Origin of the sequence: Streptomyces apricus (genome assembly GCF_008369065.1) — a bacterium.
Lineage (GTDB): Bacteria > Actinomycetota > Actinomycetes > Streptomycetales > Streptomycetaceae > Streptomyces > Streptomyces apricus.
Genome location: NZ_VDFC01000040.1, coordinates 434,118 through 459,153, shown reverse-complemented (window position 1 = coordinate 459,153; position 25,036 = coordinate 434,118). Strand labels below are relative to the sequence as shown.

Below are 25,036 nucleotides of genomic sequence, written 5' to 3'. Positions count from 1 at the left end.
CGCCGCCCCCACCCGCCGCGGCAGCAGCTGCGTACCGCCGCCCCCGGGGATGACGCCGACGGACACCTCGGGAAGGCCCACCACGGCCGTGCCGTCCGCCACGATCAGGTCGCAGGCCAGGGCCAGCTCGAACCCGCCGCCGAGCGCGAACCCGTGCACGGCGGCCACGGTCGGCATCGGGAGCTCCAGCACCCCGGTGTACGCGGCCCGCGCCACCGGCCGCTGGCGCACCAGCTCGGCGTCCGTGAACGAGTTGCGCTCCTTGAGGTCGGCGCCGACGCAGAAGGCCCGCTCGTGGGTCGAGGTCAGCACCACCGCGCGGACGTCCCGGTCGGCGGCCAGCGCCTCGCACGCCGCGGCGATCGAGCGGGCCATCGCGGAGGACACGGCGTTCATCGCCTTCGGCCGGTCGAGGACGAGCTCCGCGACGAACGACGCGTGCCGCCGCACCGCCACGAACTCCCCGAACCGCAGCTCGGCGCCCGCCCCGTCCCGCTCGTCCAGCCCGCCCTGCTCCGTCATCGCGCTCTCCCGGTTAACGAGGGTTAACTTCCGGCCCCGATCATTCCAGTCGGCCGCCGCGGGGGGAAGACCCGTCCACGGCTCGATGTCCCAAAGTCGTACAAAACTACCTAACATAGTGTGATGGGTGGTGACGATGTGCGGCTGAGGGCCGTGGTGGCGCTGGCGCAGGGCATGGCCGCCGCGCACGCCCCGCACGAGTCGTGGCGCGCGGCGGCGGACGGCGCCTGCCGGGCGCTGGGCGGCAGCTTCGCCGCGCTGTCCGTGTGGGAGCGGCAGCTGGGGCGGCTGCGGGTCCTGGTGAACACGGGGGAGCGGGCCCCGGGCGAGGAGGAGTTCCCGGAGTCCGAGACGTACCCCGTGCACCGCTTCCCCGAGATCACCGAGTTCCTGCACGAGCGCTGGGTGGGCGGCGGCGAGCCCAACGCCTGGGTGGAGACCGCGCAGGGCCCGGCCGAGGGGCGCGCCGAGTACTGCCACCAGCGCGTCGCCGCACTCAGGCGGCGCGGGCGCGGCTGCTGCGTCGTCGCGCCGATCGTGCTGCACGGCCGCGCCTGGGGGGAGCTGTACGTCGCCCGCCCGGTCGGCGCCCCCGTCTTCGGCCGGGCCGAGGCCGACTTCGCGACCGTCCTGGCCTCCGTGGTCGCGGCCGGCATCGCGCAGACCGAGCGCCTGGAGGAGGCCCGCCGGCTCGCCTTCACCGACGCGCTCACCGGCCTCGCCAACCGCCGGGCCGTGGACGTGCGGCTGGACGAGGCCGTCGAGTGCCACCGCGCCCAGGGGGTGGTCGTCAGCCTCGTGGTGTGCGACCTGAACGGGCTCAAGCGGGTCAACGACACCCAGGGGCACGCCGTCGGCGACCGGCTCCTGGAGCGCTTCGGGTCGGTGCTGTCCCTGTGCGGCGCCATGCTGCCCGGCACGCTCGCCGCCCGCCTGGGCGGCGACGAGTTCTGCCTGGTCGCGGTGGGCCCCACCGCCGACGAGGTGGTCCGCATCGCCGACGAGCTGTGCCGCCGCGCCGCCGAGCTGGAACTCGGTGAGGGCGTCGCCTGCGGGGTCGCCTCCACCGGGGACCCGCTCGGTCCCGTCCACTCGGCCCGCCGCCTCTTCCGCCTCGCCGACGCCGCCCAGTACCGCGCCAAGGCCGTCCGCGCGGCCAAGCCCGTCGTCGCCGGCCGGGAGGGCCCCGACGACCCCGTCGTGCGCCTCGCCGACGCGCCCCCGCCCGCGGCCACCGAGCGCCGCAGGTTCCGCGGCCGCAGATGAGTCGCGGGTAAGGACCGCACCCGGCCCCCGGTAGTGACACCGCCGCATTCACTGCGTACGCTCCTGAATATGGATATGCACACTGTGGTGGTGGGGACGGCCGGGGTCACCGCGTCCGACGTGCTGGCCGTGGCGCGCGGCGGCGCCCGCGTCGAGCTCTCCGAGGAGGCGCTGGCGGCGCTCGCCGCGGCCCGCGAGGTCGTGGAGGCCCTGGCGGCCAAACCGGAGCCCGTGTACGGGGTGTCCACCGGCTTCGGGGCCCTCGCGACCCGGCACATCAGCCCGGAGCTGCGGGCGCAGCTGCAGCGCAACATCGTGCGCTCGCACGCCGCCGGGATGGGGCCGCGCGTCGAGCGCGAGGTCGTCCGCGCCCTGATGTTCCTGCGGCTGAAGACCGTCTGCTCGGGCCGCACCGGCGTGCGCCCGTCCGTCGCGCGGACCATGGCCGACGTCCTGAACGCCGGGATCACCCCGGTCGTCCACGAGTTCGGCTCGCTCGGCTGCTCCGGCGACCTCGCCCCGCTCTCGCACTGCGCCCTGACCCTGATGGGCGAGGGGGACGCCGAGGGCCCGGACGGCGAGGTCCGCCCGGCCGGCGACCTGCTCGCCGCGCACGGCATCGAGCCCGTCGCACTGCGCGAGAAGGAGGGCCTGGCCCTCCTCAACGGCACCGACGGCATGCTCGGCATGCTGCTCATGGCCCTCGCCGACCTCGACACCCTCTACAAGTCCGCCGACGTCACGGCCGCCCTCAGCCTGGAGGCGCTGCTCGGCACCGACAAGGTCCTCGCGCCCGAACTGCACGCCATCCGCCCGCACCCCGGCCAGGCCGCCAGCGCCGCCAACATGCTGGCCGTGCTCAAGGGCTCGGAGCTCACCGGCCACCACCAGGACGACGCCCCGCGCGTCCAGGACGCGTACTCCGTGCGCTGCGCCCCGCAGGTCGCGGGCGCCGGACGCGACACCATGGCGCACGCCCGGCTGGTGGCCGACCGCGAGCTGGCCGCCGCCGTCGACAACCCGGTCGTGCTGCCCGACGGCCGGGTCGAGTCCAACGGCAACTTCCACGGCGCCCCGGTCGCGTACGTGCTGGACTTCCTCGCCATCGCGGCGGCCGACCTCGCCTCCATCGCGGAGCGCCGTACGGACCGGCTCCTCGACAAGAACCGCTCGCACGGCCTGCCGCCCTTCCTCGCGGACGACGCCGGCGTCGACTCCGGCCTGATGATCGCCCAGTACACGCAGGCCGCCCTGGTCAGCGAGATGAAGCGGCTCGCCGTCCCGGCCTCCGCCGACTCCATCCCGTCCTCCGCGATGCAGGAGGACCACGTCTCGATGGGCTGGTCGGCCGCCCGCAAGCTCCGTACGGCCGTCGACAACCTGACCCGGGTCGTCGCCGTCGAGCTGTACGCCGCCGCCCGCGCCGTCGAGCTGCGCACCGGCCTCACCCCGGCGCCGGCCTCGCGGGCCGCCGTCGCCGCCGCCCGCGAGGCCGGGGTGGCGGGCCCGGGCCCGGACCGCTTCCTCGCCCCGGACCTCGCCGCGGCGGACGCCTTCGTGCGCGGCGGCCACCTGGTCGCGGCGGTGGAGGCCGTGACGGGCCCGCTGGCCTGACCGGCCCGCTGGTCCGACCGGTCGGCGCACGGGCGGGACACGGGCGGGGCTGTCGTGTGGATCACGGCGGCCCTGCCCGTCCGTGTGTTAGGGTTCTCTCGAAGCGTTTTTGGTACCCATTAACTTGTGCGCCTGAAAGGATTCTCTCTCAGGCGCGTTTTGTTTTTCCGGTCATTTCCGGATGGGAGCCGCACCTATCCAAGGAGAAATGACATGGCTACTGGCACCGTGAAGTGGTTCAACAGCGAAAAGGGCTTCGGCTTCATCGAGCAGGACGGCGGCGGCGCCGACGTCTTCGCCCACTACTCCAACATCGCCACCTCGGGCTTCCGTGAGCTGCAGGAGGGCCAGAAGGTCTCCTTCGACGTCACGCAGGGTCAGAAGGGCCCGCAGGCGGAGAACATCGTCCCCGCCTAATTCCGGGACGCGCAGTACGCGAGCCGGGGCTCGCACCTTCGGGTGCGGGTCCCGGCTTGTGCTGTCCCTGTGTCCTTGCGCACGGGGAACCGCGAGCACGAAACACCGTGAGCGCGGAATCCGTGACAGCACGGGGAACCGTGCGGCCAAGGAAGGAATTCCAGACCCAGCATGACTCGATCCGAACGTCCTGAACGACCCGCCGGCCAGCGTCCGGCGAATTCCCGTGGTTCCCGCGGCTCCCGCGGCACCCGTGGCGCGGGCCCGGCGGCCCCCGCCAACGGCGGCGGCAGGAACGCGCGCAGGAAGCCCGCCGTGCAGTCCGCACCGCCGCGCGAGTTCACCCTGCCCCGGACCCTCACGCCCGCCCTGCCCTCCGTCGAGTCCTTCGACGCGCTGGACATGCCGGCCGCGCTCGGCAAGACCCTCGCCGCGCAGGGCGTCACCGAGCCCTTCCCGATCCAGGGCGCGACGCTGCCCAACTCCCTCGCCGGGCGCGACATCCTCGGCCGGGGCCGCACCGGCTCGGGCAAGACCCTCGCCTTCGGCCTCGCGCTGCTCGCCCGCACGGCCGGCCGGCGCGCCGAGCCCAAGGCGCCGCTCGCGCTCGTCCTGGTGCCCACGCGCGAACTCGCGCAGCAGGTCACCGACGCGCTCACGCCGTACGCCACCGCCGTGAACCTGCGGCTCGCGACCGTCGTCGGCGGGCTCTCCATCGGCAAGCAGTCCACCCTGCTGCGGCGCGGCGCCGAGGTGCTCGTGGCCACGCCCGGGCGGCTCAAGGACCTCATAGACCGGGGCGACTGCACCCTCGCGCAGGTCGCGATCACCGTCCTGGACGAGGCCGACCAGATGGCCGACATGGGGTTCATGCCCCAGGTCACGGCGCTGCTCAACCAGGTCGAGCCGGACGGGCAGCGCATGCTGTTCTCGGCGACCCTGGACAAGAACATCGACAAGCTCGTGCGGATGTTCCTCACGGACCCCGTCGTGCACTCCGTCGACCCCTCCGCGGGCGCGGTGACCACGATGGAGCACCACGTGCTGCACGTCGCCGACGAGACGGACAAGAAGGCCGTCGCGATGCGGATCGCCGCCCGCGACGGACGCGTCATCCTCTTCGTCGACACCAAGCGCTCGGCGGACCGCTTCGCCAAGCGGCTGCTCGCGAGCGGCGTACGCGCCTCCGCCCTGCACGGCGGCCGCTCCCAGCCGCAGCGCAACCGCACGCTCGACCAGTTCAAGACCGGCCTGGTGACCGCCCTCGTCGCGACCAACGTGGCGGCGCGCGGGATCCACGTCGACGACCTCGACCTGGTCGTGAACGTCGACCCGCCCACCGACCACAAGGACTACCTGCACCGCGGCGGCCGTACCGCCCGCGCGGGGGAGTCCGGCAGCGTGGTCACGCTGGTCCTGCCGGAGCAGAAGCGGGAGATGACGCAGCTGATGGCCAACGCGGGCATCAGCCCGCACACGGCCCGCGTCAAGTCGAGCGACGACGAGCTCGTACGGATCACCGGGGCGCGGGAGCCGTCCGGCGTCCCGGTCGTCATCCCGGTACCGGAACCGACCGCCCCGCAGCCCTCGCAGGGGAAGTCGCGGTCGCGGCGCGGTGGCGGCGCCCGCACGGGCTCCGGGACCGGCGGCGGTACGCGTACCGGGTCGGGCGGCGGCGCCCGCACCGGGACCGGCGGCGGTGCCCGCACGGGGACCGGTGGCGGTGCCCGCACCGGAAGCGGGGGCGCTTCGCGGGGGCGCGGCGCGGCCGGGTCGCGCGCGGCGCGCGGTGGCGGTCAGGCAGGCGGCCGGCGCTCCGCCTGACGCAGGGGCGGCGCGGGCCGTGCGGTGGCACGGTCCCGCGCCCTCACAGGGTCATGCGCTCCCTGCGGACCGAGTAGGCGACGAAGCCCGCCCCCAGGGCCAGCAGCACGGTGCCGCCCGCCACGTACGGAGTCGTGTCGAAGCTTCCCGTGTCGGCCAGTCTGGTCTGCGGGCCGGCCGGGGCACCGTCGGCCGTCGTGCCCGTGCTCGTGCTCGTGTCCGCGGCCGTGCTCGTGGTCGTGTCGGTGGCGGACCGCGCCGACACCTGTGACGTACCCGACGAGGTGTGTGCCGCGGTGTTGACCACCCTGGTGGTCGTCGTCTGTGTTCTGTGCTGCGCGGGCTGCGGGGGCAGGTCGTCCGTCGCCTTGGCGGACGGGACGAACCACAGGGCACCCAGGAGGGTCCCCGCGGCGGTGGCGGTCAGCAACGATCGACGTGCGGACACGGAATATCGATCCCCTTGTGACGCTGGCGAATTGGCCGTGTGGGGCGATGTTAGTGAAAGGTGCGGGTCACAGGAAAGTCACGGTGGCCATGAGCCGTACGCTCCGGGGTATGAGCACATCTGAGACACCACGTTTTGTGCGGTTGAGCGTCGAATTGGTCATCGAGGTCGACGACGAGAACGCCCTGACCAAGGCCGCACTGGAGCGTATGGCCGCGGATCCCGAGATCCCGGCGGAGGAACGGGCCAGTGCCGAGAGCACGGTGACGGAAGACACGGCGGAGGCGCTCGCGTACCTCGTCGACCCGTTCGACCTGGTCGGAGAGGTCCCCGGGGTCGAACTCGCACAGGCCTCGTGGAGCAGCGAGGAGATCGACTACGACCCCGATTCGCCTGACTGGGACCTGGACGAGGATGATGACGACCTGGACGGGCGTGTGACGGCCGGCTGAGTCCGCTCGGGAAAATCCTGACCCCGGGCGGCAACCGCCACCCGGGGTTCCGTCGTCTCACGGTGCGCAGTGACCGACACCCGCACCAGGCGTATCCCCGTGGATCGACGTGGCGTGCCCCACACCTGCGAAGGATGTGGAACGGGACGAAGCGGTCGTAGCGTTTGAAGGTGTTACGGGGACTCTTGTGGTTTTGGGGATTCGGCAACGATGGAGAAGCGTGTGATGACGGACAGTAAGCGGCGCAGGGGCCTGACGGTCGCGTCCGCACTGCTCGGCGGGGTGCTGGTGCTCTCTGCGTGCAGCGGAGGGGGCGACGAGAACCCCAAGGGCGAAAGCGAAGGCAACGGCTCCTCGCAGTCGAAGGTCGACGAGGCGGCGGCCAAGAAGACCTCCGAGGCCCAGATCAGGATCACGCCGAAGGACGGCGCCGACAACGCCTCCATCAACAACGACGCCAAGGTCACCGTGGCCAAGGGCACGCTCACCGAGGTGACGATGAAGGCCGCGGGCGGCGCCGCCGTCGCGGGCGAGATATCGGCCGACAAGAAGAGCTGGCAGCCCACCGGCCAGCTGGAGCGCGGCACCGTCTACAAGATCGCCGCGACCGCCGAGGACGCCGACGGCCGCGCCGCGCACGAGAACGCGTCGTTCACGACGGTCTCCCCGGCCAACAGCTTCATCGGCAACTTCACGCCCGAGGACGGCTCCACCGTCGGCGTCGGCATGCCGGTGTCGATCAACTTCAACAAGGCGATCACGAACAAGGCGGACGTCCAGAAGGGCATCACCGTCTCCTCCAGCAGCGGCCAGGAGGTCGTCGGGCACTGGTTCGGCGCCAACCGCCTGGACTTCCGCCCCGAGGAGTACTGGAAGGGCAACTCCACCGTCACGCTGAAGCTGAACCTCGACGGCGTCGAGGGCGCCGACGGCGTGTTCGGCGTGCAGCAGAAGACGGTCAGCTTCAAGATCGGCCGCAACCAGGTCTCCATCGTCGACGCCAAGACCAAGACGATGAAGGTCACGCAGGACGGCAAGACGATCAAGACCATCCCGATCTCCGCCGGCTCGCCCGAGAACAAGACGTACGAGGGCAAGATGGTGATGTCGGAGAAGTTCAAGGAAACCCGGATGAACGGCGCGACGGTGGGCTTCACCGACGACGACGGCAAGGGCGAGTACGACATCAAGGACGTGCCGCACGCCATCCGCCTGTCGAACTCCGGCACGTTCATCCACGGCAACTACTGGGGCGCCAAGTCCATCTTCGGCAGCGTCAACACCAGCCACGGCTGCGTGGGCCTGTCGGACACCAAGGGCGCGAACGACCCGGACACCGCGGGCGCCTGGTTCTACAACAACTCGATCGTCGGTGACGTCGTGGACGTGCGGAACACCGGTGACAAGACCGTCGCCCCGGACAACGGCCTCAACGGCTGGAACATGGACTGGGCGGCGTGGAAGGCCGGTTCGGCCGTCTGACCCGAACGCGCTCCACACGCAGGGCGGTTGCTCGTACCGGGCGGCCGCCCTCCGCGTTTCCCAGGGCCTTCCGCAAGGCTTCCGCGGGGCTTTCGGGGTGCTTTCGGAGGGCCCGCACGGCCTTCTCATCCTTCTCTTATACGGGGCTTATCCCGCCATCACGCGCCGTCCCTAACTTGCGGCCATGTTCTTCACCTACCTCAGGCGCGAACTGCGCCGCCGCAGAAAGGCGGCGCTCGTCGTCGCCTCCGGACTCGCCCTGGGCATCGCCCTGGTCATCGTGGTCAGCTCCGTGTCGTCCGGCATGGAGAAGGCGCAGGGCAAGGTCCTCCAGTCGCTGTACGGGCTGGGCACGGACATGACGGTCACCAAGGCGGCCCAGGCGCAGTCGGCCACGGGGGAGCGCCCGCGCTTCCAGTTCGACGCCCGGGGCAGCGACTCCGACGAGGAGCAGAGCAGCGACCGCGTCATGGTGCAGGGCTTCCAGACCCTGGCGTCGAGCACGGTCACGAAGGTCGGCGCGCAGAAGGGCGTCTCGGACGCCGTCGGCGGGCTCAGCCTCCAGGTCGTCAAGGTCAGCGGGCAGTTCCGGCGCGGCGAGTTCCAGCAGGACCAGCAGCAGGGCGGCGGCAACCAGCAGGGCGGCGGCCCCGGCGGCGGGCAGCAGTCCCCGCAGGGCCGGGTCGAGGGCGGCGGCGCCGACTTCGACGTCAACAGCTACTCGGTCTACGGCACGGACGTCACCGAGCCGGACCTGGGCCCGCTGACCTCCTCGAAGATCACCAGCGGCCGCACCTTCAAGACCTCGGAGACGAACGCCAAGGTGGTCGTCGCCGACAGCTCCTACGCCAAGGAGAAGAAGCTCGCCCTCGGTGACACCGTCACCGTCAAGGGCGTCAAGTACGAGGTGATCGGCATCGCCACCCCCGACAGCGGGGACGCGGCGGCCAACCTCTACATCCCGCTGAAGCAGGCGCAGACGCTGAGCGACTCCAAGGACAAGGTCACCACGATCTACGTCAAGGCGTCCGACTCGCAGCAGATCGACACCGTCAAGTCGACCATCGGGAAGAACATCTCGGGTACGACGGTGACGACCTCCGCCGACCTCGCGGACACCGTCTCCGGCTCCCTGTCCACCGCCTCCGACCTCGCCTCGAACGTGGGCAGGTGGCTGTCGGTCGCGGTGCTCGTGGCCGCGTTCCTGGTGGCGGGCCTGCTCACGTCGTCGGCCGTGTCCCGCCGCGTACGGGAGTTCGGCACGCTGAAGGCACTCGGCTGGAAGTCCGGCCGCGTGACCCGGCAGGTCGTCGGGGAGGCCGTCGTCAACGGCCTCGTGGGCGGCGTCCTGGGCATCGCGCTCGGCCTGGGCGGCGCGTACGCCGTCACCGCGGTCAGCCCGACGCTCCAGGCCGAACTCGGTTCCACCGGCGGGGGCCTGGGCGGCCCGGGAGGCGGCGCCGGCCCCGGCGGGGGCGGTATGGGCGGCCCGGCCCGCCAGACGGCGTCCAAGGCCCTCGACGTGGCCCTCACGGCGCCGGTGGCCCTGGACACGATCGCGATCGCGGTGGGCCTGGCGGTGGCCGGCGGCCTCGTGGCAGGCGCCTTCGGCGGCTGGCGAGCCGCACGCCTCCGCCCGGCGGACGCCCTACGCCGAGTCGAGTAACCGACCCACTCGGGAGCCCCGCGCCCGCCCCTTTGGGGGCGCGGGGAACTGCGCGACCAGCCACACACGACCCGCACCCTCCCTCCCCCACCCGGCGGAGCCAGACCCCGCGCCCGGCGGAGCCGAACCCCAGGAGTCACCCCATGTACGAACTCAGAGGCACGACCAAGCAGTACCGCCGCGGCAAGAAGACCGTGGACGCCCTGGCCGGCATCGACCTGACCATCGCCGACGGCGACCGCCTGGTCATCCAGGGCCCGACGGGCGGCGGCAAGTCCACCCTCCTCCAGATGCTCGGCGGCCTCGACCGGCCCACCTCCGGAAGCGTCGAACTCGACGGCACGGACCTCGCCGGGCTGTCCGAGAGCAGACTCACCAAGGTCCGCAGCGAGAACATCGGCTTCGTCTTCCAGAGCTTCAACCTCATCCCCACCCTCACCGCCCAGGAGAACGTGGAGACCGCCCTCGTCCCCCTCAAGGTGAAGGCGAGGGAGCGGCGGGAGAGGGCCGCCGCCGCACTGGAGTCGGTCGGGCTCGCCGAGCGGCTCGGCCACCTGCCGGCCGAGCTCTCCGGCGGCCAGCAGCAGCGCGTGGCCATCGCCCGCGCCCTGGTGAAGCAGCCCAAGGTCCTGCTCGCCGACGAACCCACCGGAAACCTCGACGAATCCATGCGCGACGAGATCATGGACGTACTCGACACCATGTGGAAGGAGCACGGGCTGACCTTCGTCATGGTCACCCACGACTCCTCGATCGCCGGGAAGGCCCCGCGGGTCGCCACCCTCCGCAAGGGGCGGATCACGGTCAAGGAGAACGTCAACTCATAAGGACAGCAAGCCTATTGAGCGCCTGATCACCCCCCGGCATACTGAGTATCCCGGGGGGACCGCGCACGACCATGCGTACGGGATGTCCCCCGGCCGGACGAACGAGGATTCGTCCCGGACCTGCTCTCCAGGGGGAGACTTGCGCAGACAAGTGAACAGAGCGTGCGCGGCCACGATCGCCACGGCGGCGGCCGTGGCCCTGGCGGCGGGCATGACCGGCCCGGCGTCGGCGACGGCGCAGCGCACGGCAGAGCGCACGGCGAAGGATGCGGCCGGCGGATCGGCCGTACAAGGCACGCCCAGGCACCGCATCACCCTGATCACCGGCGACCGGGTGGTCGTCGACGCCAAGGGCCGTGTCGTCGCCCTGGAGCGGGCGAAGGGCCGCGAGGGGATACCCGTCCGGATCAGCAGGGCCGACGGCCACACCCTCGTGGTGCCGGCCGACGCCGCGCGGCTCGTCGCCGACGGCAGGCTCGACCGGCGGCTCTTCGACGTCACCGAGCTGAACCGGTCCGCCAACCGCAAGGCCCAGAAGCACGGCCTCAAGCTGATCGTCGGCTACCGCGGCACGGCCGCGGCGGCGAAGGCGGACGTCCGGGACGCCGGCGGGACCAAGGTCCGCCGCACCCTCGGGACACTGAACGCGGACGCGGTCCTGACGCCCAAGGACGACGCGCCCGACCTGTGGGCCGCCGTCACGGACTCCCGGACGGAGGGGGCGCGGACCGCCTCCGGCATCGCCCACGTATGGCTCGACGGGGTCCGCAAGGCGGCCCTGGACAAGTCCGTCGCGCAGATCGGCGCCGACAAGGCGTGGGCCGCCGGGTACGACGGCAAGGGCGTCAAGATCGCCGTCCTGGACACCGGTGTCGACGCGACCCACCCGGACCTCAAGGGCCAGGTCGTCGCCGAGAAGAACTTCTCCACCGCCGCCGACGCGGTCGACCGGTACGGCCACGGCACGCACGTCGCGTCCATCGCGGCCGGTACGGGCGCGAAGTCCGCCGGGAAGTACAAGGGCGTCGCGCCCGGCGCCGAGCTGCTCAACGGCAAGGTCCTCGACGACGACGGCTACGGCGACGACTCCGGCATCCTGGCCGGCATGGACTGGGCGGCCGAGCAGGGCGCCGACATCGTGAACCTCAGCCTCGGCGGCGGGGACACCCCCGGCATCGACCCGCTGGAGGCGCAGGTCAACAGGCTGTCGAAGGAGAAGGGCATCCTCTTCGCGATCGCCGCGGGCAACAGCGGCGACTTCGGCGGGCAGACGATCGGCTCCCCGGGCAGCGCGGAGAGCGCGCTCACCGTGGGCGCCGTCGACGACAAGGACGAGCTGGCCTCGTTCTCCAGCACCGGACCGGGCCTGGACGGGCAGATCAAGCCCGACGTCACCGCGCCCGGTGTGGACATCACGGCCGCCTCGGCCGCGGGCAGCGTCATCGCCCAGGAGGTCGGCGAGAAGCCGGCCGGCTACCTCACCATCTCGGGCACCTCGATGGCGACCCCGCACGTGGCGGGCGCCGCGGCGATCCTCAAGCAGCAGCACCCCGACTGGACGTACACCGACCTCAAGGGCGCGCTGACCGGCTCCGCCAAGGGCGGCGCGTACACCGCCTTCCAGCAGGGCGCCGGCCGCATCCAGGTCGACAAGGCCATCAAGCAGACGGTCGTCGCCGTCCCGTCCTCGGTGAGCTTCGGCCTCCAGCAGTGGCCGCACACCGACGACACCCCGGTCACCGAGAAGGTCACGTACCGCAACCTCGGGAAGACCGACGTCACGCTGAACCTCACGGTGGCGGCCACCGACCCGAAGGGGCAGGCGGCTCCGGCCGGCTTCTTCACGCTCGGCGCCAGGACGCTGACCGTCCCGGCGGGCGGCACGGCCTCCGCCGACCTCACGGTGAACACGAAGCTGGGCGGCACGGTGGACGGCGCCTACTCCGCGTACGTGACGGCGACCGGCGGCGGCCAGAGCGTCCGCACGGCGGCGGCGGTGCAGCGCGAGGTGGAGTCGTACGACGTCACGCTCAAGCACATCGGCCCGGACGGCCGGCCCGCGCCGGGCTACCTGACCGACCTGATCGGGTACGCCGGCCTGGCCAAGGACCTGAGCTTCGCCGCACCGGAGGGCGACGGCGCCGTGACCGTGCGCGTGCCCAAGGGCACGTACCTGCTGGACGCCTGGATCGCGAAGGACTTCGAGAACTTCGAGGGCGGCCTGGACTGGCTGCTCCAGCCGAAGCTGGACGTCGGCAAGGACGTCACGATCACCCTGGACGCCCGGACGACCCGGGCGGCCGACATCACGGTGCCCGACGCCACGGCGAAGCCGCTGTCGGCGACGGTCTCCTACCTCTACGAACCCGCCGTCTTCGGAGTCGGGGCGGCCATGAAGTCATTCGCCGACCTGCGCGTGGCACACCTCGGCGGGGACGTCACCGGTCTCTCCCAGACCTGGGGCGGCCAGTGGACCAAGGGGGCCGACGCCGAGTACGACGTGGCGACCACGGCGAAGGTGAAGCGGTTCCAGGGCGACAAGGTCCGGCACTACAAGGCCGCGGAGTTCGCCGCGGTGAAGAACCACCTCGGTGCCGCGGCCTCCGGCAAGACCGGCGTGCTGCTGCCGATCGGGGAGCTGCCGACGGACTTCACCGTCGGCGCCCCCTCCCCGCAGAAGCTGCCCGGTGCCCGGACCCTGTACCTGTCGACGGGCGAGAGCGTGAAGTGGGGCCTGGAGTTCGAGCAGTACGGCGCCGCCGCCGGGAACGGCGACCCGGCCCTGGAGGCCTACTACTCGCTGGGCACCCCGCAGACGTTCCAGGCCGGCAAGACGTACGAGAAGACCTTCAACACGGCGGTCTTCGGCCCGCGGATCGGCTCCGACTTCGGGCTCTACCGCGAGGGCAACAGCATCTACGGTTCGCTGCCGCTGTTCGCCGACGGCAAGACCCATGCCGGCGCCTCGCTCTACTCGTCGGTCACCACGAACCTCTACCGCAACGGCACCAAGGTCGGTACGAACGACGACCCGCTGTACGGCGAGGGCTTCGACGTCCCGGCCGGTGAGGCCTCGTACAAGCTGACCACCTCGGTCAAGCGCAGCGTCAAGGTCGCCGCGGCCTCCACCCGCGTCGACGCCAGCTGGACCTTCCGCTCCAAGAAGGCCGACCTGGCGAAGCTGCCCGCGTCCTCGGTCCGCTTCGACGCGGCCGTCGGCCTGGACAGCAGGGCGCCGGCGGACAAGAAGGTCTCCGTGCCGGTGACCGTCCAGGGCTCGGCCGCGGGCAGCAACCTCAAGTCGCTCGCGGTGTACGCGTCGTACGACTACGGCCAGACCTGGAAGAAGCTCACCGTCACGAACGGCAAGGTCGCGGTGACTAACCCCGCCAAGGGCAAGGCGATCTCGTTCCACGCCAAGATCACCGACAAGAAGGGCAACAAGTCGACGATCTCGATCTACAACGCGTACTACGGGAAGTGACCGTCGGGTCCACCGAACGTCGCCGCGCGCGCTGAGGCGCGGACACGCGTGAACGGCCCGCCGGAAGCAGTGCTGCCGGCGGGCCGTCCGGGTAGGCGGGGGACATGACCGCCCACACCGTCGAATACATCAGGTACCTCATTCCCGAGCAGCAGTCGGCGCAGTTCCTCGCCGCCTACAACCGGGCCGCCGTACACCTGGCGGCCGCCCCCCAGTGCGTCGACTACGAACTGGCGCGCTCGGAGGAGGACTTCGAGCACTTCGTGCTCCGCATCACCTGGACGTCCACCGAGGACGCCGCCGAGGGCTTCCGCGAGTCCGAGCTCTTCACCGCCTTCGTCGCCGAGGTCGGCCCCTTCGCCGGGTCCGTCGAGGAGATGCGCCACTACAAGCCCACGGCGGTACGGGGCACGGGGGCGGCCGTGCCCACGCTGTACGCCTGGGCCGGGGGCGCCGAGGCCTTCACCCGGCTCACCGAGGTGTTCTACGACAAGGTCCTCAAGGACGAGGTCCTCGCGCCCGTCTTCGAGGGCCTCGCCGCGGAGCACGCCGCCCGTGTCGCGTCCTGGTTCGGCGAGGTCTTCGGCGGGCCGCCCGCCTACTCCGAGACGCAAGGAGGCCACGGGCACATGGTCGCCAGGCACCTGGGCAAGGGCATCACGGAGGTCCAGCGGCGCCGCTGGGTGAACCTGCTCCAGGACGCGGCGGACGAGGCCGGCCTCCCCACGGACGCCGAGTTCCGCTCGGCGTTCGTCGCGTACGCGGAGTGGGGGACGCGGCTGGCCGTGCACTTCTCGGCGCCCGACGCGGTGCCTCCGGCGGAGCAGCCGGTTCCGTCGTGGACGTGGGGTGCGGCTCCGCCGTACCGGGGGTGACGGGCGTCCTCCCGGACGGGCCGGCAGTCTTCGGCCGCGGGTGCGTGGGGGCCGGTCGCGCAGTTCCCCGCGCCCCTGAGAATGGGGCTGCGCCCCGATTCTCAGGGCGAGAGGCTACGGGTGGGGGCCGGCCGCCGAGCCCGCGCGGGTCGCGTCGGCTCCCCAGCTCGCGAGCAGGCGGAGCGCTTCCGCCGAGGGCGACCCCGGCTCGGCGTGGTACGTCACCAGGGACAGCTCGTCGTCGTCCACGAGCCGGAAGTTCTCGAACGACAGGGACAGCTCACCGACCAGCGGATGGTGCAGCCGCTTCACGCCGTGGCTCTTCTCCTTGACGTCGTGCGTCGCCCACAGCCGCCGGAACTCCTCGCTCTTCACCGACAGCTCGCCGACCAGCGAGGACAGCCGCGGATCGTCCGGACGGAACCCCGCGTCCATCCGCAGGAAGCTCACGATGTCGGACGCCTTCTGCTCCCACTCCACGAACAGCTCGCGGTAGTCGGGCCTGAGGAACACCATCCGCGCCCAGTTCCGCTCGGACTCCGGCAGCTGCGCCCAGTCCCCGAAGACGGCCGCCGCCATCCGGTTCCAGGCGAGGATGTCCGAGCGCCGCCCGACGACGTACGCGGGCACGCTGTCGAAGCTGTCGATCAGCTGCCGCATCGCCACCCGCACCTGCTGCGGCCGGGCCGACGGCTTCTTCTTGTGCTGCTTGGGCTTGGCCAGGTGCGTGAGGTGCGCGTGCTCGGCCCCGCTCAGCCGCAGGGCGCGCGCGATGGAGTCGAGCACCTCCGCCGACACGTTGCGCCCGTTGCCCTGTTCCAGGCGCGTGTAGTACGCCACGGATACCCCGGCCAGCTGGGCCAGCTCCTCGCGGCGCAGCCCCGGCACCCTGCGGTGCCGCCCGAAGACCGGCAGCCCCACGTCCTGCGGTTGCAGCCGCGCCCGGCGGGTGCGCAGGAACTCGCTGAGCTCGGCGCGCCTGTCCAGCGGCCCTCCCGGCTCGCGTCCGGTCCGTCCGGTGGATCCCTGCAAGGGCTGTTCGTCCATACGTCCAGTATTCCCGGTCGTACGCACACGAGCCTGCCCCCGCCAGTGGTAGGACCAGCGGACGTACGAAGAAGCGTGGTCTGGGTGGCGGCCGGGACGCCGGGCACGCTGGACGCGTACCCGGCCGGGAAGGCAGGCCGGGCGCAGGACCGCAGGACCACTCCCTAGGAGAACCCTCCGCATGACCACTGTCGCCGCGTACGCCGCTCCCGCCGCCAAGGCGCCGCTGGAGCGCACGACCATCGAGCGTCGCCCGGTCGGCGAGCACGACGTGCTCATCGAGATCAAGTTCGCCGGCATCTGCCACTCCGACATCCACCAGGCCCGCGAGGGCTGGGGCGAGGCCATCTTCCCGATGGTCCCCGGCCACGAGATCGCCGGCGTCGTCGCCGAGGTGGGCCCCGGCGTCACCAAGTTCACGGTCGGTGACCGCGTCGGCGTCGGCTGCATGGTCGACTCCTGCCGCGAGTGCGACCAGTGCAGGGCAGGCCTGGAGCAGTACTGCGTCAAGGGCATGACCGGCACGTACAACGCCGTCGGCAAGGACGGCGAGCCGACCTACGGCGGCTACTCGACGCACATCGTCGTCGACGAGGCGTACACCGTCCGCATCCCCGAGGGCCTGGCCCTCGACGAGGCCGCGCCGCTGCTGTGCGCCGGCATCACCACGTACTCCCCGCTCAAGCACTGGAACGCCGGCCCCGGCAAGAAGGTCGCGATCCTCGGCATGGGCGGCCTCGGCCACATGGCCGTCAGGATCGCGCACGCGCTCGGCGCCGAGGTGACCGTGCTCTCGCAGTCGCTGCGCAAGAAGGACGACGGCCTGAAGCTGGGCGCCGACCACTACTACGCGACCAGCGACCCGGAGACCTTCGAGGAGCTGCGCGGCACGTTCGACGTCATCCTCTCCACCGTCTCGGCCCCGCTGGACCTGGACCGGTTCCTGTCCCTGCTGCGCGCGGACGGCGCCTTCGTGAACGTGGGCGCGCCCGAGGAGCCCGTCTCCCTGAACCTCTTCTCGGTGATCGGCGGCCGCAAGACCCTCGCCGGGTCGAGCATCGGCGGCATCCGGGAGACCCAGGAGATGCTGGACTTCTGTGCCGAGCACGGGTTCGGCGCGGAGATCGAGCTGATCAGCGCGTCCGAGATCAACGAGGCGTACGAGCGGGTACTGGCGAGTGATGTGCGGTACCGGTTCGTGATCGACGTCGCGACCATTTAGCTCCGCGGTCGGTGTTACTGGGGTGCGTGTTCGGCTGCGGGTGCGTCGTGGCTGGGCGCGCAGTTCCCCGCGCCCCTGGAGGACAGGGGCTGCGCCCCTGTCCTCCGGGGAGCGCCGAACCGTGATCGCTGGTTAGAGTCGTCCCGTCACAGCTGGTTGTGGGGACAACCAGATGCTTTTCGGGGAGGGCCTGCAGCACATGAGTCGTCGCTCCACTGGTTTCGTCGGCGTCTGGGCCGAAGTCCAACGGCAGCAGCAGCGTCAGCTGGAGATGGAGGCCAGGCAGCGCAGGCGCGAGGCGCAGCAGGCGCAGGCCTACCAGCGGCGGGCCGCCCAGAGCCACCGCCAGTACCGGCAGGCGGAGGCGCAACGGCGTACCGAGGAACTGGACGCGCAGGTGGAGTCCCTGCAAGGGCTCCTCGCCGCCGGCTGCCGTACGCCGCCCTTCCGGGCCGCCTCGCTCATGCGGCCGGAGGAGGTCCAGCCCTTCGCCCCGGGGCCGTTGGCACAGCCGGTCCGGATGCCGGACCCCCACCACTACCAGGCGCAGACCAGCGGCTGGACCGCCGGCCGCCGCGCCCAGGCGCAGGCCGAGGCGCGGGCGCGCTTCGAGCACGACTGGCACGCCGCCCAGGCCGCGGAGGCCGCCCGGCAGCAGCAGCTGGCGGCCTACCGGCAGCAGTACCAGCAGTGGGCCGACGGGCAGCTGGCCGAGGTGCGCCGGCACAACGCGGACGTCGTCGAGGTGACCGAGGGCGTCAGGCGCGGCGACCCCGACGCCGTGGTCGAGTACTTCTCGGCGGCCCTCTACGCCTCGCAGGCCTGGCCGGAGGGCTTCCCGCGCCAGGTCGCGGCGGCCTACGACCCGGCGGCCCGCCAGCTGGTGCTGGACTGGGAGCTGCCCGGCATCGGCATCGTCCCCGAGGCCAAGTCCGTCCGGTACGTGTCCGCGACCGACCAGGACAAGGAGATGCCGCGCCCCGTGGGGCAGCGGCGGGCCCTCTACCGTGACGTCCTCGCCCAGTGCGCGCTGCTCGTCCTGCACGAGCTCTTCGCCGCGGACGAGCTGGGCGCGCTCGAATCGGTGGCCCTGAACGGGTTCGTGGACGGCCACGACCCGACGACGGGGCGGCCGGGCCAGATCTTCGTCGCGACCGTCATGGCCCCGCAGGCGTCCTTCCGGGGCCTGCACCTGGCCCAGGTGGAGGCGGTCAGCTGCCTGACCGACGGGCTGCGGGGGCAGCTCTCGGCCCGGCCCGACCAGCTCGCGCCGGTACGGCCGGCCCGGCGGCCGCAGGACATCGGCAACCGCGTCGTCGCCCACGGCGGCGACGAGGAGCCCGACCTGTACACGATGGACCCGATCGCGTTCGAGAACCTCGTCGCCGACCTCTTCCGGGCCATGGGCATGCAGGCGGTGACGACGCAGCGCTCCAACGACGGCGGGGTGGACGTGGACGCGCTGGACCCGGCGCCGATCCGGGGCGGCAAGATCGTCGTGCAGGTGAAGCGGTACCGCAACACCGTCCCGCCCACCGCCGTGCGCGACCTGTACGGGACCGTGCAGGACACCGGCGCCAACAAGGGCGTCCTGGTGACGACCTCGCGCTTCGGGCCCGGCTCGCACACCTTCGCCAACGGCAAACCGCTGGAACTCGTCGCGGGCCCCGAGCTCGTCGACCTGCTGCACCGGCACGGGCTGCGGGGGCGGCTGGGCGAGGGCGGCCGGCCGGGCGGCGGTACGACCCCGGAACCGGCGCCGGACCCCGCCACCCGTCTGCCCGACGACTACAACGTCCTCGGCATGTCGTGGGCGGGCGGTGTCGCCCTGGACGTGTGCGCCCTCGTCTGCTCCGGCAACCGCGTCCTCAGCGAGGACCACTTCGTCTTCTTCAACAACCCGCAGACCCCCGACGGCTCGGTGCGCGCCCTGCCCGCCGTGGCCCCCGACAAGGCCGCGGTCTGCGTCTCCTTCGACGGGCTGCCGCAGGGGGCCGACCGGCTCGTGCTGGTGGCCGCCGTCGACCCCGAGGCGAACCCGGACGCGGACCTGTCCGGTTTCACCGACGCCCGCATCCGGCTGCTCGACCCCGCGATGTCCGAACTGGGACAGCTGGAGGTCTCCGACGGCCGGCCGGGCGAGACGGCGCTGGTCCTGGGCTCCTTCCGCCGCAGGGCGGGCGGGGACTGGGACTTCGTCCTCGGCGGCAAGGGCTACCCGGGCGGCCTGGAGGAACTGGTCCAGGACCACGGCATCGAGGTGGAGTAGACGGCGGGGCCCGTCGTCGGCCCGGCGTTCGCGTTCGCGGGCATCGGCCCCGACTCCGCCGTACCGCGGGTGACGTGCCCCGCCACCTGCTGCCTGCCGCTCCGGGGGCACGCCGGACGCCCCGGGGTGCGGGGCGGTGTGGCCGCCCATGTGCCCCCGGGGCCCTCCCCGGACCGCGACCGGACCGGTGATACTCCCGACTCTGCGGCGCGGTGCTCCGTACCGGGCGCAGCGGAGCAGAGCGGAGTGGTTCGGGCGCGCCGGGCTTCGGCTGAGGGGCCTGGTAGGCCACGGCTGAAGGGCCGGTGGGCCCGTTGGGCCTGGTGGGCCTGGCAGCACCCCCTCGACCCGGCCCGATCCGACCCGGCCCGCATCAACCCGATCCGATCGGACCCGACCGGTCCGGCTCCGGCATCACCGCGCCGCGCGGTCGGTCCGGCGGACCGCTCCGTCGTCCCGTCCACGATTCCGGTACGGCGGAACGGTGTCCGCGGCCACCCGTGATCCCGCGTACGGCCTCGTACGCGGCTCCGAATGCGATCCCCCCTCGCAACGAATCGTCCTGGAGACCCATCCGATGAAGTCCGCCAAACGTCTCGCTCTCACCACCACGGCCCTCGCCGCCGTCACCGTCGGCACGCTCACCGGCGTGTCGGCCGCGCAGTCCGAGTCGGCGCAGTCGACGCAGTCCGCGTCGTCCGCGCAGTCCTCGCGGGGGCTGCGCGTCGGCGCTGAGGTGCCCGACGTCCTGAAGGTCCCCGACGGCAACCGGCTCACCGGGGTCTACTCCGCCTCGGGCGTCCAGACCTACACCTGCACCGACGGCGCCTGGAAGCTGCTGGAGCCCGCGGCCACCCTCTGGGCCAGGAAGGACCCCTCCCGCCGCTCCGTCGCCCTCCACTCGCGCGGTCCCGTCTGGGTGTCCACGGTGGACGGCAGCGCCGTGAACGCCGCCGCCGTCGCCACGTCGCCCAAGACCGGCACCATCCCCGAGCTCCTCCTCCAGGCGACTTCCACCCGCGGCACCGGCGTCTTCGCGGACGTCTCCTACATCCAGCGCCTCGGCACGGCGGGCGGCGTCGCCCCCACGACGGCCTGCACGGGCACCGACCAGGTCAGCGTCCCGTACTCGGCCACGTACACGTTCTACAAGCCCGCCAAGTGACGGGCCCGGCGTGAAGGTGCGCCTCCTCCTGGCGGYGGGGGCGCACCTGCCGGCCGCTCGCCGTCTACCGGGTGCCGTTGTCGCGGAACGCCCACGTGGCGCTGCTGCCGGGGCCGACCGTGAGGGTCGAGTTGCCGATCCGTTCCACGTGGCGGCCCTTCAGCGGCCGGTTGAGCGACATCTCGACCCGCTGCAGTCCCGCCCGCCCGCGTGGCACGGCCTCGAACCGGACGGTGGTTCCCCCTCGCTCCGCCACGACGCCGCCCGTAACGGTCCTGACGGTGAACCCGCCGGCCCGCAGCAGCGGTACGGTGTCCGCGAGATCGCCCTCGGTGACCGCGAGGTGGACGGCGGTGACGTCACGCATCAGATGCGTGCGGTAGTCGTCGGAGAGGTAGCGCTCGCGGCCGACGTCACCGGGGAAGGCCGCCGGTTCCGTGTTGCCGCGCGGATCGGCGAAGTACTCCGGCCGGTACTCCATCGCCCAGGCGCCGAAGGCGTCGTACGTGGTGGTGGTGAGGACGGCGTCGAACCAGGGCACGGGCACACCGTCGCCGAAGTCCCGGGTCTGGAGGAACCCGACGGGCTCCGCGACGCCCTCGTCCTTCAGCCGCTCGGTGACCGTCGCCAGGTCGCCCGCCCGCTCGGTCGACAGGCCCAGCCCGGCGGAGCCCAGGGTGCCGTCCTGGCCCGGGAGGTCACCGACCCCGAACAGTTCCAGGTAGGTCTCGCGGCCCATCAGGTAGCGGCCGGTCCAGGTCTGCCCGCCGGTACCGGTGGTGGTGCGGACCTGGAAGTTGGCGAAGTCCCGCAGGTAGGCGGAGTGCTCGATGGCGTCGGCGGTCTCCCGGTCCAGGACGCCGTAGGAGTGGTTGTGGAACAGCAACTGCCGCTCGTGCGGCGACCGGCCGTCCTCGGCCTGCGCGGTCGCCACCCCGCCCCCGACGGCTCCGGCGAGGGCCAGGGCCAGCACGATGATCATCCGTAATGTCCGACGAATCAGCATGCGAGGGATCGTAGAACGGGAGGGATGTGGCCGCTGTTCTTTTCGACCGGGCTCGAAACGTTCGACGGACGACGACGGGGCCGGCTGCTTTCCCGTCCGCCGGTGGTGTGCGGAATCGCCCGGCCCCTCGATGCGTTGTGGGGAGTGGGCAGGGTGCCGGCCGGGTGCGAGACGGGCGGTGCCGGGACCTGGATGATCTGGATGACAGGAAGATGGAGGGTCGCGATGGCTGCGCAGACGCAGAGGGCCGTGCTGGCGGGCGGATGCTTCTGGGGGATGGAGGACCTGATCCGCCGGCTCCCGGGCGTGACCGCGACCCGGGTCGGCTACACCGGCGGGGACGTGCCGAACGCGACGTACCGGAACCACGGCACGCACGCGGAGGCCATCGAGATCCTCTTCGACCCCGAGGTGACCGACTACCGCGCGATCCTGGAGTTCTTCTTCCAGATCCACGACCCGAGCACCAAGAACCGCCAGGGCAACGACATCGGCCTCAGCTACCGCTCGGCGATCTACTACGTCGACGACGAGCAGAAGCGGATCGCCGAGGACACGATCGCGGACGTGGACGCCTCCGGGCTGTGGCCCGGCCGGGTCGTCACCGAGGTGGAGCCGGTCGGCCCCTTCTGGGAGGCCGAGCCCGAGCACCAGGACTACCTGCTGCGCTACCCGGACGGCTACACCTGCCACTTCCCGCGCCCGGGCTGGCGCCTGCCGGCCCGCGCGGAGAGCTGACCGCACCCGCACGCACCCGGACGGGGCGCTGTCCACCGGATCACAACCGGTGGCCGGCGCCCCGCTGCGCTCTCAGCCACCTCCCCGTCTCACACGGCACTCACGGGGCACGGGACCGGGACCCCGTCCCGTCATCCCAGAAGGTGGGCGAGTGCTTCGTCCGCCGCGGGATACGGGCGTTCCTGCGGCAGCAGCCGGGTCGCCGAGGCCAGGTCACCCCTGCCGACGAGGGAGCGGATCTCGCGGGCGAGCGGGGTCACGTCGCGGATGGCGACCGTCCACTCGTCCGCGTAGCGCCGTACGGCCTCACCCGAGAGCCCCAGCTGCAGGGACCGGTACGGCTGCGGGCGCAGGTGCAGGTCCCGCTCGGGGTCCCACTGCACGCGGGCGGGCGCACGCTTCAGCTGACGCCGCCAGGCGTCCCGGTCGGGGTGCACCCCGCGGACGTAACCCGACAGACAGGCGTGCCGCAGCGCCCACTCGAAGCCGTCCCGGCGGATCTCGACGGCGAGGACGCTCTCCTGCCCCTCCTTGGTGCCCCAGCCGCAGCGGTACATCATCCACAGGAACGACGGCTTGATCCACGTCATCCTGTCCCGCTTCCACGCACTCGGAAACCGCCCCTCACGGACGGCGGGCAGACCCAGCTCCGGGGAGTAGGCCTGATAGACGGTGACAGTGGACGCCCCGTAGGCCGCGCGGATCTCATGCTGAGGTCGTTCCATGAGGTACAGGGTCGGGCCGCCGGGCGCGGGGGACCACCGATTTTCGGCGCGGGGGAACGGTTCTCAGCTGAAGGACGACGGTTCGAGGCGGGTGTTCGACAAGCCGCAGTTCCCTTCCTTCTCCCCGTGGCGGGGCGGTCGGTTCGTGACCGCCGGCGCGTTGCCGTGCCGCGGTCGATCGCGGTGTGAGCTGCGGTGGAACAATGCGCGGGAGGTATGAGGGGTGCGGGGGCGTGATGTGGTGGAGGCGCGGGGTGTGGCCCTGTGCGGTCGTGGTGGTTCTCGCGTCCACCGTGACCGGGTGCTTCGCCCGGTACGAGGCGTGTGCCGGGGAGGGCGGCCGGCCCGGTGACCTGGCCGCCGCCGACCTGTTCGGCACCTACCGCAACCCGTCGGGGAGCTCGGTGACCCTGCGGGCCGACGGCTCCTTCGCGACGGTGGCGTGGCCCGCCGATCTGGACGAGGCGACGGGGCCCGTGGACCGCAGGAGGGGCGGTGGGCGGTGGGAGCTCGGCGACGGCGGTCGCGACGACTTCGACGTCAGGCTCGCCTTCGACGAGATCAACGACTACGAGGTGGGCGTCCCTGGTACCTACGGATCCGGGTTCGACATCAGTGGCGACCGTGCCGATCCACGGCTGTACGCGTGGGTGGGCGACCCCGACGACTGCGCCAACATGAGCACCTTCAGCCGTGAGCCGTCCGCCTGATTCCGTCGGGCGGCCGGTTCCCCGTCGCGCGCTCAGCGCGACAGTGTTGCCGGGCTTCCGCCGTTCGCCTCGTAGCCTGCCACCGCCAGCGCGCGGTACACCGCGTAGTCCGCCGCCGGGTCGCGGGTCAGGGTCCAGGGCAGGGCGCCCACGTGGCCGTCCACGTGCACCAGCTGGTCCATCGCCTCCGACCAGCGCTCGCTGCGGACCAGGAAGAAGATCAGCAGATGGCGGACGTGGGCGAGCATCGGGTCGTCGGGGCGCGCGGAGTGCACCGCGTACAGCGCGCCGTGGATCGCCCTGGTCACGACCTCGCTCTCGTAGAAGCCGCTCACCAGGTTGACCTCGGGGAGGTGCTCGAAGACCGCGAACAGCGGCATGGCCGCCAGCAGCGAGCCCTTGGGGGCGCGCGCCGCGGCCGCCTCCGCGAACGAGTACGCCGTCTCCCGCGAGCCGTGCCACTTCTCGCACCAGTAGTGCAGCGCCGCCAGGTGCGCCCCCATGTGCGCGGGGTCGCGGTCCAGGATCTTCAGCCAGAGCTTCTCGAACTCCGGCTGCGAGTACCCCAGCCCGCGGGCCACCGACAGCTCGATGATGTACGGGATCGGGTCGCCCGGAGCCAGCAGCGCCGCGTCGCCGCAGGCCGACCGCGCCTCCTCCATGATGATCCGGAATTCGTCCGTCCCCGGCGACGACGTACGCCACGCCTGCTGCACCAGGAACTCCGCGTGCACGGCGGCGCCGCCCGCGTCCTTGGCCTGCTCGGCCCGCCACACCCGCAGCCACTGCCCGCCCGGGCTGTCGCTCACGCCGCCGGGGCGCTGCTGCAGTTCGAGCGAGGCCGCGCCCGCGAAGGCCTGGACGCGCTGCCAGCGCCGCTCGCCCTCCGTCTCCGTACCGGCCAGGAGCTGCGAGGCCGCGCGGTGGTCCTGCGTGCGCTGCACCAGGTCCAGGACCTCCAGCAGGTCCTCGTCGGGGCCGGGCATGCGGATGTCCAGCTCCTCCTGGCGCAGGAAGCCGTAGTTCGCCGGGTCGGCGGCGTCCGGGTCGCCGGGGGCGACCTGCTGGATGCCGGCACGCCTGCGCATCATGATCGGCCCCAGGGCGAACCCGATCATGAGCAGCGCCATCAGGACCCAGAGAATCTCCATGCCACAAGCGAACCAGACGCGTCCGACAATTGGCCAACCAGGTCGGCGAATCCTGTGGAAAACCCTGGGAAGGACCCGGGAAGGGCCCGGCGGTGGCGCGCCCCGCGCCACGTCCGCCGTCACCAC

The 25,036-nt window shown here is 72.1% G+C and carries 21 protein-coding genes; 15 read left to right on the top strand and 6 right to left on the bottom strand.

The features are described from left to right. On the bottom strand, nucleotides 1-522 hold a 522-nt coding region (locus FGF04_RS14980), incomplete at its 3' end, for an enoyl-CoA hydratase/isomerase family protein (protein ID WP_149512282.1). Nucleotides 523-645: 123 nt separating this feature from the next. Between FGF04_RS14980 and FGF04_RS14975 the strand changes: the two genes are divergently transcribed. The 4 genes from FGF04_RS14975 (at nucleotide 646) to FGF04_RS14960 (ending at nucleotide 5,643) form a co-directional block, all read left to right on the top strand. Further along, complete coding sequence (locus tag FGF04_RS14975) at nucleotides 646-1,788, top strand: GGDEF domain-containing protein (protein WP_149511795.1); 1,143 nt, start codon at nucleotides 646-648, stop codon at nucleotides 1,786-1,788. A gap of 75 nt (nucleotides 1,789-1,863) precedes the next feature. After that, complete coding sequence (gene hutH / locus FGF04_RS14970; protein WP_149512281.1) at nucleotides 1,864-3,402, top strand: histidine ammonia-lyase; 1,539 nt, start codon at nucleotides 1,864-1,866, stop codon at nucleotides 3,400-3,402. A 213-nt stretch (nucleotides 3,403-3,615) separates the two neighbouring features. After that, nucleotides 3,616-3,819: a cold-shock protein gene (locus FGF04_RS14965; RefSeq protein ID WP_003969786.1), complete on the top strand. Its 204-nt coding sequence runs from the start codon at nucleotides 3,616-3,618 to the stop codon at nucleotides 3,817-3,819. A 171-nt stretch (nucleotides 3,820-3,990) separates the two neighbouring features. Continuing rightward, complete coding sequence (locus tag FGF04_RS14960) at nucleotides 3,991-5,643, top strand: DEAD/DEAH box helicase (protein WP_149511794.1); 1,653 nt, start codon at nucleotides 3,991-3,993, stop codon at nucleotides 5,641-5,643. 43 nt (nucleotides 5,644-5,686) lie between these two features. Here FGF04_RS14960 and FGF04_RS14955 read toward each other — a convergent pair whose 3' ends face one another. Beyond that, on the bottom strand, nucleotides 5,687-6,091 hold the full coding sequence (locus tag FGF04_RS14955; protein WP_235882339.1) for an LAETG motif-containing sortase-dependent surface protein: 405 nt from the start codon (nucleotides 6,089-6,091) through the stop codon (nucleotides 5,687-5,689). A 110-nt stretch (nucleotides 6,092-6,201) separates the two neighbouring features. Between FGF04_RS14955 and FGF04_RS14950 the strand changes: the two genes are divergently transcribed. From FGF04_RS14950 to FGF04_RS14925, 6 genes are all read left to right on the top strand, one after another. Then, on the top strand, nucleotides 6,202-6,543 hold the full coding sequence (locus tag FGF04_RS14950) for a hypothetical protein (protein WP_149511793.1): 342 nt from the start codon (nucleotides 6,202-6,204) through the stop codon (nucleotides 6,541-6,543). Nucleotides 6,544-6,753: 210 nt separating this feature from the next. Then, the gene (locus tag FGF04_RS14945) at nucleotides 6,754-8,025 is read left to right on the top strand and encodes a L,D-transpeptidase (RefSeq protein WP_149511792.1); all 1,272 of its coding nucleotides are present in this window, start codon (nucleotides 6,754-6,756) and stop codon (nucleotides 8,023-8,025) included. A gap of 184 nt (nucleotides 8,026-8,209) precedes the next feature. After that, nucleotides 8,210-9,691 (top strand): ABC transporter permease, encoded by a 1,482-nt coding sequence (locus tag FGF04_RS14940; protein ID WP_149511791.1) that lies wholly within the window; start codon nucleotides 8,210-8,212, stop codon nucleotides 9,689-9,691. 143 nt (nucleotides 9,692-9,834) lie between these two features. Then, nucleotides 9,835-10,518, top strand: a complete 684-nt coding sequence (locus FGF04_RS14935) for an ABC transporter ATP-binding protein (RefSeq protein ID WP_149511790.1) — start codon at nucleotides 9,835-9,837, stop codon at nucleotides 10,516-10,518. Between the two features lie 151 nt (nucleotides 10,519-10,669). Then, on the top strand, nucleotides 10,670-14,002 hold the full coding sequence (locus FGF04_RS14930) for a S8 family peptidase (protein ID WP_235882338.1): 3,333 nt from the start codon (nucleotides 10,670-10,672) through the stop codon (nucleotides 14,000-14,002). 104 nt (nucleotides 14,003-14,106) lie between these two features. Further along, the gene (locus FGF04_RS14925; protein WP_149511789.1) at nucleotides 14,107-14,877 is read left to right on the top strand and encodes a group II truncated hemoglobin; all 771 of its coding nucleotides are present in this window, start codon (nucleotides 14,107-14,109) and stop codon (nucleotides 14,875-14,877) included. A gap of 114 nt (nucleotides 14,878-14,991) precedes the next feature. Here FGF04_RS14925 and FGF04_RS14920 read toward each other — a convergent pair whose 3' ends face one another. Beyond that, nucleotides 14,992-15,924, bottom strand: coding sequence for a helix-turn-helix domain-containing protein (locus tag FGF04_RS14920; RefSeq protein WP_149511788.1), 933 nt, complete (start codon nucleotides 15,922-15,924; stop codon nucleotides 14,992-14,994). Nucleotides 15,925-16,105: 181 nt separating this feature from the next. On the opposite strand from FGF04_RS14920, the gene FGF04_RS14915 reads away from it, so the two are divergent. The 3 genes from FGF04_RS14915 (at nucleotide 16,106) to FGF04_RS14905 (ending at nucleotide 20,580) form a co-directional block, all read left to right on the top strand. After that, nucleotides 16,106-17,146, top strand: coding sequence for an NAD(P)-dependent alcohol dehydrogenase (locus FGF04_RS14915; protein WP_149511787.1), 1,041 nt, complete (start codon nucleotides 16,106-16,108; stop codon nucleotides 17,144-17,146). Nucleotides 17,147-17,345: 199 nt separating this feature from the next. Then, nucleotides 17,346-19,415 (top strand): restriction endonuclease, encoded by a 2,070-nt coding sequence (locus FGF04_RS14910; protein WP_149511786.1) that lies wholly within the window; start codon nucleotides 17,346-17,348, stop codon nucleotides 19,413-19,415. Between the two features lie 577 nt (nucleotides 19,416-19,992). Next, entirely contained in the window at nucleotides 19,993-20,580 is a 588-nt protein-coding gene (locus FGF04_RS14905) for a DUF3455 domain-containing protein (protein WP_149511785.1), read from the top strand. Between the two features lie 64 nt (nucleotides 20,581-20,644). On the opposite strand, the gene FGF04_RS14900 is transcribed toward FGF04_RS14905, so the two are convergent. Continuing rightward, nucleotides 20,645-21,562, bottom strand: coding sequence for a DUF5829 family protein (locus tag FGF04_RS14900; protein ID WP_149511784.1), 918 nt, complete (start codon nucleotides 21,560-21,562; stop codon nucleotides 20,645-20,647). 249 nt (nucleotides 21,563-21,811) lie between these two features. Here FGF04_RS14900 and msrA point away from each other — a divergent pair, with 249 nt between their 5' ends. After that, nucleotides 21,812-22,324 (top strand): peptide-methionine (S)-S-oxide reductase MsrA, encoded by a 513-nt coding sequence (gene msrA, locus FGF04_RS14895; protein ID WP_149511783.1) that lies wholly within the window; start codon nucleotides 21,812-21,814, stop codon nucleotides 22,322-22,324. A gap of 131 nt (nucleotides 22,325-22,455) precedes the next feature. Here msrA and FGF04_RS14890 read toward each other — a convergent pair whose 3' ends face one another. Beyond that, nucleotides 22,456-23,049 carry a DUF4291 domain-containing protein gene (locus FGF04_RS14890; RefSeq protein WP_149511782.1) on the bottom strand — a complete coding sequence of 198 codons (594 nt, stop codon included), beginning with the start codon at nucleotides 23,047-23,049 and terminating at the stop codon, nucleotides 22,456-22,458. A 272-nt stretch (nucleotides 23,050-23,321) separates the two neighbouring features. Here FGF04_RS14890 and FGF04_RS14885 point away from each other — a divergent pair, with 272 nt between their 5' ends. Continuing rightward, nucleotides 23,322-23,759, top strand: coding sequence for a hypothetical protein (locus FGF04_RS14885; RefSeq protein WP_149511781.1), 438 nt, complete (start codon nucleotides 23,322-23,324; stop codon nucleotides 23,757-23,759). Nucleotides 23,760-23,791: 32 nt separating this feature from the next. Here the strand turns inward: FGF04_RS14885 and FGF04_RS14880 are convergent, their stop codons facing one another. Further along, the gene (locus FGF04_RS14880; protein WP_149511780.1) at nucleotides 23,792-24,910 is read right to left on the bottom strand and encodes a hypothetical protein; all 1,119 of its coding nucleotides are present in this window, start codon (nucleotides 24,908-24,910) and stop codon (nucleotides 23,792-23,794) included. Between the last annotated feature and the right edge of the window lie 126 nt (nucleotides 24,911-25,036).

What these genes read in the sequence shown, in the direction of transcription:
- FGF04_RS14975 (WP_149511795.1), top strand. Translation starts at nt 646, where the DNA reads ATGGGTGGTGACGATGTGCGGCTGAGGGCCGTGGTGGCGCTGGCGCAG.
- hutH (WP_149512281.1), top strand. Translation starts at nt 1,864, where the DNA reads ATGCACACTGTGGTGGTGGGGACGGCCGGGGTCACCGCGTCCGACGTG.
- FGF04_RS14965 (WP_003969786.1), top strand. Translation starts at nt 3,616, where the DNA reads ATGGCTACTGGCACCGTGAAGTGGTTCAACAGCGAAAAGGGCTTCGGC.
- FGF04_RS14960 (WP_149511794.1), top strand. Translation starts at nt 3,991, where the DNA reads ATGACTCGATCCGAACGTCCTGAACGACCCGCCGGCCAGCGTCCGGCG.
- FGF04_RS14950 (WP_149511793.1), top strand. Translation starts at nt 6,202, where the DNA reads ATGAGCACATCTGAGACACCACGTTTTGTGCGGTTGAGCGTCGAATTG.
- FGF04_RS14945 (WP_149511792.1), top strand. Translation starts at nt 6,754, where the DNA reads ATGGAGAAGCGTGTGATGACGGACAGTAAGCGGCGCAGGGGCCTGACG.
- FGF04_RS14940 (WP_149511791.1), top strand. Translation starts at nt 8,210, where the DNA reads ATGTTCTTCACCTACCTCAGGCGCGAACTGCGCCGCCGCAGAAAGGCG.
- FGF04_RS14935 (WP_149511790.1), top strand. Translation starts at nt 9,835, where the DNA reads ATGTACGAACTCAGAGGCACGACCAAGCAGTACCGCCGCGGCAAGAAG.
- FGF04_RS14925 (WP_149511789.1), top strand. Translation starts at nt 14,107, where the DNA reads ATGACCGCCCACACCGTCGAATACATCAGGTACCTCATTCCCGAGCAG.
- FGF04_RS14920 (WP_149511788.1), bottom strand. Translation starts at nt 15,924, where the DNA reads ATGGACGAACAGCCCTTGCAGGGATCCACCGGACGGACCGGACGCGAG.
- FGF04_RS14915 (WP_149511787.1), top strand. Translation starts at nt 16,106, where the DNA reads ATGACCACTGTCGCCGCGTACGCCGCTCCCGCCGCCAAGGCGCCGCTG.
- FGF04_RS14910 (WP_149511786.1), top strand. Translation starts at nt 17,346, where the DNA reads ATGAGTCGTCGCTCCACTGGTTTCGTCGGCGTCTGGGCCGAAGTCCAA.
- FGF04_RS14905 (WP_149511785.1), top strand. Translation starts at nt 19,993, where the DNA reads ATGAAGTCCGCCAAACGTCTCGCTCTCACCACCACGGCCCTCGCCGCC.
- FGF04_RS14900 (WP_149511784.1), bottom strand. Translation starts at nt 21,562, where the DNA reads ATGATCATCGTGCTGGCCCTGGCCCTCGCCGGAGCCGTCGGGGGCGGG.
- msrA (WP_149511783.1), top strand. Translation starts at nt 21,812, where the DNA reads ATGGCTGCGCAGACGCAGAGGGCCGTGCTGGCGGGCGGATGCTTCTGG.
- FGF04_RS14890 (WP_149511782.1), bottom strand. Translation starts at nt 23,049, where the DNA reads ATGGAACGACCTCAGCATGAGATCCGCGCGGCCTACGGGGCGTCCACT.
- FGF04_RS14880 (WP_149511780.1), bottom strand. Translation starts at nt 24,910, where the DNA reads ATGGAGATTCTCTGGGTCCTGATGGCGCTGCTCATGATCGGGTTCGCC.